7 protein-coding genes are annotated in these 6651 nt (G+C 70.1%); 4 read left to right on the top strand and 3 right to left on the bottom strand.

All coding sequences use genetic code 11. From position 1 onward, the window contains the following. Positions 1–1436, top strand: a 1436-nt coding sequence (locus QR77_RS03725) for an alpha/beta hydrolase (RefSeq protein WP_040019648.1), incomplete at its 5' end; no start/stop codon positions are given. A 109-nt stretch (positions 1437–1545) separates the two neighbouring features. Here the strand turns inward: QR77_RS03725 and QR77_RS03720 are convergent. The 3 genes from QR77_RS03720 to QR77_RS03710 form a co-directional block, all read right to left on the bottom strand. Further along, entirely contained in the window at positions 1546–2571 is a 1026-nt protein-coding gene (locus tag QR77_RS03720) for an NAD-dependent epimerase/dehydratase family protein (protein WP_040019646.1), read from the bottom strand. Positions 2572–2656: 85 nt separating this feature from the next. Then, entirely contained in the window at positions 2657–3370 is a 714-nt protein-coding gene (locus tag QR77_RS03715) for a lysophospholipid acyltransferase family protein (protein ID WP_040019645.1), read from the bottom strand. Between the two features lie 113 nt (positions 3371–3483). Further along, positions 3484–4917: an aldehyde dehydrogenase gene (locus QR77_RS03710; RefSeq protein WP_040019643.1), complete on the bottom strand. Its 1434-nt coding sequence runs from the start codon at positions 4915–4917 to the stop codon at positions 3484–3486. A gap of 111 nt (positions 4918–5028) precedes the next feature. Here QR77_RS03710 and QR77_RS03705 point away from each other — a divergent pair, with 111 nt between their 5' ends. From QR77_RS03705 to QR77_RS43125, 3 genes are all read left to right on the top strand, one after another. Beyond that, positions 5029–5637 carry a TetR family transcriptional regulator gene (locus QR77_RS03705; protein ID WP_040019642.1) on the top strand — a complete coding sequence of 203 codons (609 nt, stop codon included), beginning with the start codon at positions 5029–5031 and terminating at the stop codon, positions 5635–5637. A gap of 98 nt (positions 5638–5735) precedes the next feature. Further along, complete coding sequence (locus QR77_RS03700) at positions 5736–6449, top strand: LLM class flavin-dependent oxidoreductase (RefSeq protein WP_052488512.1); 714 nt, start codon at positions 5736–5738, stop codon at positions 6447–6449. Further along, positions 6361–6606 carry a hypothetical protein gene (locus QR77_RS43125; protein ID WP_052488511.1) on the top strand — a complete coding sequence of 82 codons (246 nt, stop codon included), beginning with the start codon at positions 6361–6363 and terminating at the stop codon, positions 6604–6606. The genes QR77_RS03700 and QR77_RS43125 overlap by 89 nt, the downstream gene beginning before the upstream one ends. Positions 6607–6651: the final 45 nt, after the last annotated feature.

The following is a 6651-nucleotide window of genomic DNA, read 5'->3' as shown; positions in this document are numbered from 1 at the left end:
CGCGAGCCGCGAAGAAGGGCATCGACTGGCAGGACTGCCCGGCCGACTGGGGCTTCGCGAAGCCCATCCAGTGCGGTTCGGTGACGGTGCCGCTCGACTACACGAAGCCGAACGGCAAGCAGATCAAGATAGCCGTCGACCGGGTCGGCAACACCGGGACGCGGCAGGAGCGCCAGGGCTCCCTGATCTACAACCCCGGTGGCCCCGGCGGTTCCGGTATGGCCTTCCCGAGCCGGATCGTCAACAAGAACGCCATCTGGGCCGGCGCCGCGAAGGTGTACGACTTCGTCGGCTTCGACCCGCGCGGCGTCGGCCACTCGGCGCCCATCTCCTGCATCGACCCGCAGGAGTACGTCAAGGCACCGAAGCTCGACCCGATCCCCCACAGCGAGGCCGACAAGCGTGCGCAGCGCAAGCTCGCCGCCGAGTACGCGGACGGCTGCAAGGAGCGCAGCGGCTGGATGCTCCCGCAGATGACGACGCCCAACACCGCCCGCGACCTCGACGTCATCAGGGCCGGGCTCGGCGAGAAGAAGCTCAACTACCTGGGCGTCTCCTACGGGACCTACCTGGGCGCCGTGTACGGCACCCTCTTCCCGTCGCACGTCCGCCGCATGGTCGTCGACAGCGTCGTCAACCCGGCCCAGGAGAACATCTGGTACGAGGCGAACCTCGGCCAGGACGTCGCCTTCGAGGGCCGCTTCCTCGACTGGAAGAAGTGGGTCGCCCAGAACGACGCGACCTTCCACATCGGCGCCACGGCCGACAAGGTCCAGCAGGCGTACGACAAGCTCCGCTCCACCGCCGTCAAGGCGCCGTTCGGCGGCGTCGTCGGACCGGCCGAGCTGGACGCGCTCTTCCAGAGCGCCGCGTACTACGACTCCAGTTGGGTGCCCGTCGCCGACGTCTGGAGCAAGTACCTCGCCGGTGACACCCAGGCGCTGGTCGACGCGGCGGCCCCCGACCTGTCGGACACGGCGGGCAACATCGCCGCCGAGAACGGCACGGCCGTCTACACCGCCGTCGAGTGCACCGACGCCAAGTGGCCGACGAGCTGGAACAAGTGGGACCGCGACAACACCCGGCTGAACAAGGACTACCCCTTCCTCACCTGGGGCAACGCCTGGCTCAACCTGCCCTGCGCCACCTGGGGCGTCAAGCAGCAGACCCCGGTGGACGTCCACAGCGGCAAGGGCCTGCCGCCGGTGCTGATCGCGCAGTCCACCCGTGACGCCGCCACGCCGTACGAGGGCGCCGTCGAACTGCACAAGCGCTTCAAGGGCTCACGCCTGATCACCGAGCAGGACGCCGGATCGCACGGCATCACCAACCTGGTCAACCCGTGCCTCAACAGCAAGGTCGAGGCCTACCTCGTCAACGGCACGGTCGAGCGCCACGACGCGACGTGCGGCCCGCACGCCACGCCCAAGCCGTAACACCAGGGCGGTAGATGCCAGGGCAGTGGATGCCAGGGCAGTAGATGCCAGGCCAGTAGATGAGGGGGCGTCCCCCGGACGCCCCCTCATCTACGTACCCGCCTGCGACCTATTCGTTCCTCTCCCGCTTCTCCAGCCAGGCGTCCTCCGCCGCGTAGTCGAAGAGGTCGCCGTGCGGGGAGTACGTGCGGAACATCGCGGGGAAGGCGTCCTCCCAGGTCCGGCCGTCGAGCTTGGCGCACAGCCAGGCGACCGTCTCGGGCAGCGAATCGGCGTAACCGGTGACGGGCCGGTAGCCCAACTCCCGCTCGGCGGCCGTCATGTCGTAGACCACCGGGTGGCCGGCGTCCCAGGGGGTCCCGCCCACCGGCGACGGGCCGTCCGCCAGCACCGTACGGGTCTCCACCCCCATCACCGCGTCGATCGCCTCGCCGATCTCGGCGGTGGTGGGTGCCTGTGGATCGGCCGCGTTGAGCACGCGGGATCCTGGCCGCCGCGCGGCCAGCCTGATCAGCTCGGCGAGGTTGGACACATGGGTGGGGTGGAAGCGGCCCCTGCCGCCGTCCGTCAGGACCCGCACCCGGCGGCCGTCCAACACCCGCTTCACGAACCACAGTTCACGGGGGGAGCGGCAGTGCATGCCATGGATCGCGCCCGCACGCAGCAGCGTGGTGGGCAGCGCCTCGCCAGCCGCCAGCAGATCCCGCTCCAGCCGTACCTTCCCCTGTGCGTAGGTCTCGTCGCCGGGCGCCACCGTGCGCTGTGTCTCGGGGATCGGTACGGGGTAGCGCGGCGCGCCGTCCGGATCGCCCTGGGTGTCGAAACCGCGGCCCCGGTCGTCCTCGTAGATCGCGCCGCTGGAGATCACCACGGCCGACCCGATCCGCCCGCTGAGCCCGGTCAACTGGGCGGCGTGCGCCCCGCCGTACGCCACGACGTCCACCAGGACGTCACAGCCGTCCCCGACCGCCCCTGCGAGCGCCGCGTCGTCGTCCCGGTCCAGCGGTGACGCCTCCAGACCGGCGGGCCAGCGCTCGTCCCTGCCTCCGCCGCGCGAGAACGCGCGTACCTCCCATCCGTCCTCGGCGAGCGCCCGCACCGCGGCTCGTCCCACCTGTCCTGTCGCGCCGATCACTACTGCTTTTCCGCTGTTCACAGGGGGGACGCTAGGCCAGGCCCGGCGGGGCGGCGAGGGATGTTCGCCGGTCGCGGATCTGCTCTCAGCGACGAAGCCTCGGGAACTTCTTCGCCTGGTCGGCCTTGCTCTCCGCCTTCACGTCCGACGCGTACCGGTCGACGTACTCCTGGCCGGACAGCGCGAGGATCTCGTACATGATCTCGTCGGTGACGGCGCGGATCGCCGCCTTCTCGTTCTCCATGCCGGCGAAGCGCGTGAAGTCGAGCGGGGTGCCGAAGCGGATGGTGACCGGTTTGATGTGCGGGACCTTCTGGCCCGGAGGCTGGATCTCGAAGGTCCCCACCATCGCGCACGGCACCACGGGCACCCCCGCGGTGATGGCCATCACCGCGACGCCGACCTTGCCCTTGTAGAGGCGGCCGTCGTGCGACCTGGTGCCCTCCGGATAGATCCCCAGCAGCTCGCCCTTGTCGAGTACGCCGAGTCCCTCCCGAATGGCGGCCTTCCCCGCCTCCTTGCCGGAGCGGTCCACCGGGATCTGCCCCACGGCCCGGAAGAAGAAAGCGGTCAGCCGGCCCTTGGGGCCCCGGCCGGTGAAGTACTCCGCTTTCGCGAGGAACGTGATTCTCCGCTTCAGCATGGCGGGCATGAGGAAGTGGTCGGAGAACGACAGGTGATTTCCGGCGATGATCGCGGCGCCGTCCGCCGGAATGTGCTCGATGCCCTCGATCCTCGGCCGGAACAACACCCGGAGCACCGGGGCGAACAGCACGAATTTGAGCACGTAGTAGAACACGGGCGGTGCTCCTCACTCTGCCTGCCGGCCCCGGGACGTCGTTGTCCCCAGATCGACAGGTACCCCGTGGGCGCCGCCCGTATGTGCGATTCAACCGTGTGCCGAAGGCTGCGTCAGATGTTGATCGTCTTGTGCTCGACATATTCGGCGAGACCTACGGAACCGAATTCGCGGCCGATTCCGCTGGCCTTGTATCCGCCGAAGGGACCCTCGAAGCCGGGCGCCGCCGCGTTGACCATGAAGTAGCCGGTGCGCACACGCCTGGCGATCTCGGTGCCGTGCTCGGTGTCGGCCGTCCAGACGCCGCCGCCGAGGCCGTACGGGGAGTCGTTGGCGATCCGTACGGCGTCGTCCTCGTCGTCGTAGGGGATGACGACCAGCACGGGGCCGAAGATCTCCTCCTGGGCGATCCGCATGCTGTTGTCGACGTCCGCGAAGAGGGTGGGCCGCACGTAGTAGCCGCCTTCGAGGCCCTCGGGGATCTCGGGTCCGCCGGTGACCAGCCGTGCGCCCTCCTTGATACCCAGCTCGATGTAGGAGCGGACGCGCTGCTGCTGGTCGGCCCTGATCATCGGGCCGATGAACGTCTCCGGGTCGGCGGGGTCGCCGACGACCAGGCTCTCGACCAGGTCCTTGAGCGCCTCGACTACCTCCTCGTAGCGGCCGCGGGGGGCGAGGATCCGGGTGTGGGCCTGGCAGTTCTCCGCGTTGTTGGCGAACGAGGCGAACTTCAGCCCCTCCGTCACGGCGGTCAGGTCGGCGTCCTGGAGGATGATCGAGGCGGACTTGCCGCCCAGCTCCAGGCTCACCCGCTTGAGCTGCTCCCCGGCGATGGCGGCGATGCGCCGTCCCGCCGCTGTCGACCCGGTGAAGGCGATCTTGTCGACCCCGGGGTGCGAGACCAGGTACTCGCTGGTCTCCCGGTCGGCCGGGAGGATGCTGAGGACCCCCTCCGGGATGCCGGCCTCGGCGGCGATCTCGCCGAGCAGCAGCACGCTCAGCGAGTTCTCGGGGGATGCCTTGAGTACGACGGTGTTACCGGCCAGCAGCGCCGGGATGATCTTGACCAGGGCCGACTGGTGCGGGGCGTTCCACGGGATCACGGCCGCGATCACGCCGATCGGCTCCCGGCGTACCAGGGTCCTGGAGGCCCCCGACGGGTCGGCGGGCTCCTCCCAGCCGAAGGAGGCGGCGGCGCGCAGATAGGCGCCGGTCTGCTCGCTCAGCGCGGTCTGGGCCCAGTGGGTGAACCAGCGGGGAGCGCCGTTCTCGGCGCTGATCAGCGCGGCCGTCTCGTCGTTACGGGCGGCGTGCAGCGCGTCGAAGCGGGCGATCACCGCCTGCCGCTCGGCGGGGGAGAGCAGCGGCCAGGGGCCGTGGTCGAAGGCCTCGCGCGCGGCGGCCACCGCCAGGTCGATATCGGCAGGGGCGGCCTGCGCGGCGCGCCCGACGAGCGACCTGTCGTGCGGGGAGCGGATGTCGAGGAGGGCGGGGGAGCTGGGCTCGGCCCACCTGCCGCCGATGAAGAGTTTGTCGGTGACGATCATGCCTGTTGACCTTCCGGGTGCCGGACTCGCATACAACTAAACGGTTATTTGCAACGTAGAACGCACCACCCCACTTGTCAAATGACTGTTTAGTTAGAGTATTCTCGAAGCATGTCCTCCCAACCCGACCCCAAGGTCCCCAAGGTCCGCGACGCGGAAGCCACCAAGGCGCGACTGCTGAAGGCCGCGACGGACGAATTCGCCGCCCACGGCATCGCGGGCGCCAGGGTGGACCGGATCGGCGCGGCGGCCGACGCCAACAAGGCGCTGATCTACACCTACTTCGGCAACAAGGACCGGCTCTTCGACGCCGTGATGGACCACCATGTCGCCGAGGTCATGGACGTCGTGCCCTTCACGCCCCGTGATCTGCCGGGGTACGCCGGAGCACTCTTCGACTTTCTCATCGCGCACCCGCATCAGCTCCGGCTGGCCACCTGGCACCGGCTCGAACGCGAGGGCAGCGGCCATGAGCCCGTCGGCATGCGCGCCTCCCTCGTCCGCAAGGCGGCCGACATCGCCGAAGCGCAGGCCGGGGGAGCCGTCCCCGAGGACTTCTCGCCGGAGGACCTGCTCGCCTTCACGATGGCGCTGGCCAGCGCGTGGGTGCCCGCCAGTTCCACGGCGCCCATCACCCTCGACGGTCACCAGGACGGGCCCGCGGCGCACGAGGCGCACCGGGCCGCCGTGGTGGCTGCCGTACGCCGTCTCATCACCTGACCGTGTCGTTTGCCTTCCCTGATGCGGGGCAGGGCCACCCGGCGGAGGCTGGACAGCAGCCGGCCGGCGACGGCACGACGACGGAAGGACGGAGTGGCATGCGCATCGGTATCGCCATCCCCAACACCACGCAGGGCACCAACGGGCCGCTCATCCTCGACTGGGCGAAGCGGGCCGAGGAGCGCGGCTTCGCCTTCGTCTCCACGATCGGCCGGGTCCCCTACCCGTCGTTCGACTCGCTCACGGCGCTGGCCGCCGTGAGCGGTGCCACCTCGACGATCGGTCTGCTGACCAACGCCGTCCTCGGCCCCACCTACCCGGACGCCGTGCTGGCGAAGATCTCGGCCACCGTCGCGCAGCTCAGCGGGGACCGGCTGACCCTGGGCCTGGGCGTCGGCGCGCGGGAGTCCGACTACCGCGCGTCCGAGCGCGACTTCACGACCCGGGGCGCCGCCTTCGACCGGCAGTTGGAGTACCTGGACCGGGCCTGGCGCGGCGAGCCCGTAGAGGACGGTGACTTCCCCGGCGAGCGGCGCGCCGTCGCACCGCCCGGAAACCCGGTGCCCATCCTCATCGGAGGCCACGGCCAGCCGCTCCGTACGCCGTACCGCACGCTGGGGCGCCGGCTGGACCGCGGCGGGCGGCGGACCCCGGCGCGCGGAGGCGACCGTCGGTCAGATCCTGGACGCGTGGCGCGAGGCGGGCCGGGAGGGGGAGCCGCGGATGCTGGGGCTCGCCTACTTCTCCGTCGGCGACCGGTTCGAGGCCGAGTCGGACGCCAACATCCGGCAGTACTACGCCTACGCGGGTGATCACGGCGCTTCCATCGCCGAGGGAGTCGTCCGGAGCCCCGAGCAGATCCGGGCCGTCGTCGCCGACTTCGCCGCGGTCGGCATGAACGAGGTGACGTTCACACCGACCGTGGCACGGCTCGACGAGGTCGACCGGCTGGCCGATCTGGTTCTGTAGGGCTCGGTTCGCCTCCGGGGCGCTTCAGGCCCCTTCGGCTCACTC

This window comes from Streptomyces sp. 150FB (genome assembly GCF_000818195.1).
Lineage (GTDB): Bacteria > Actinomycetota > Actinomycetes > Streptomycetales > Streptomycetaceae > Streptomyces.
Note: the sequence above shows the minus strand (reverse complement) of the source record. Positions and strands in the feature narration are given on the sequence as shown.

Coding starts and splice junctions, on each gene's coding strand:
- QR77_RS03700 (WP_052488512.1), top strand. CDS start 5,736: ATGCGCATCGGTATCGCCATCCCCAACACCACGCAGGGCACCAACGGG.
- QR77_RS03705 (WP_040019642.1), top strand. CDS start 5,029: ATGTCCTCCCAACCCGACCCCAAGGTCCCCAAGGTCCGCGACGCGGAA.
- QR77_RS03710 (WP_040019643.1), bottom strand. CDS start 4,917: ATGATCGTCACCGACAAACTCTTCATCGGCGGCAGGTGGGCCGAGCCC.
- QR77_RS43125 (WP_052488511.1), top strand. CDS start 6,361: ATGCTGGGGCTCGCCTACTTCTCCGTCGGCGACCGGTTCGAGGCCGAG.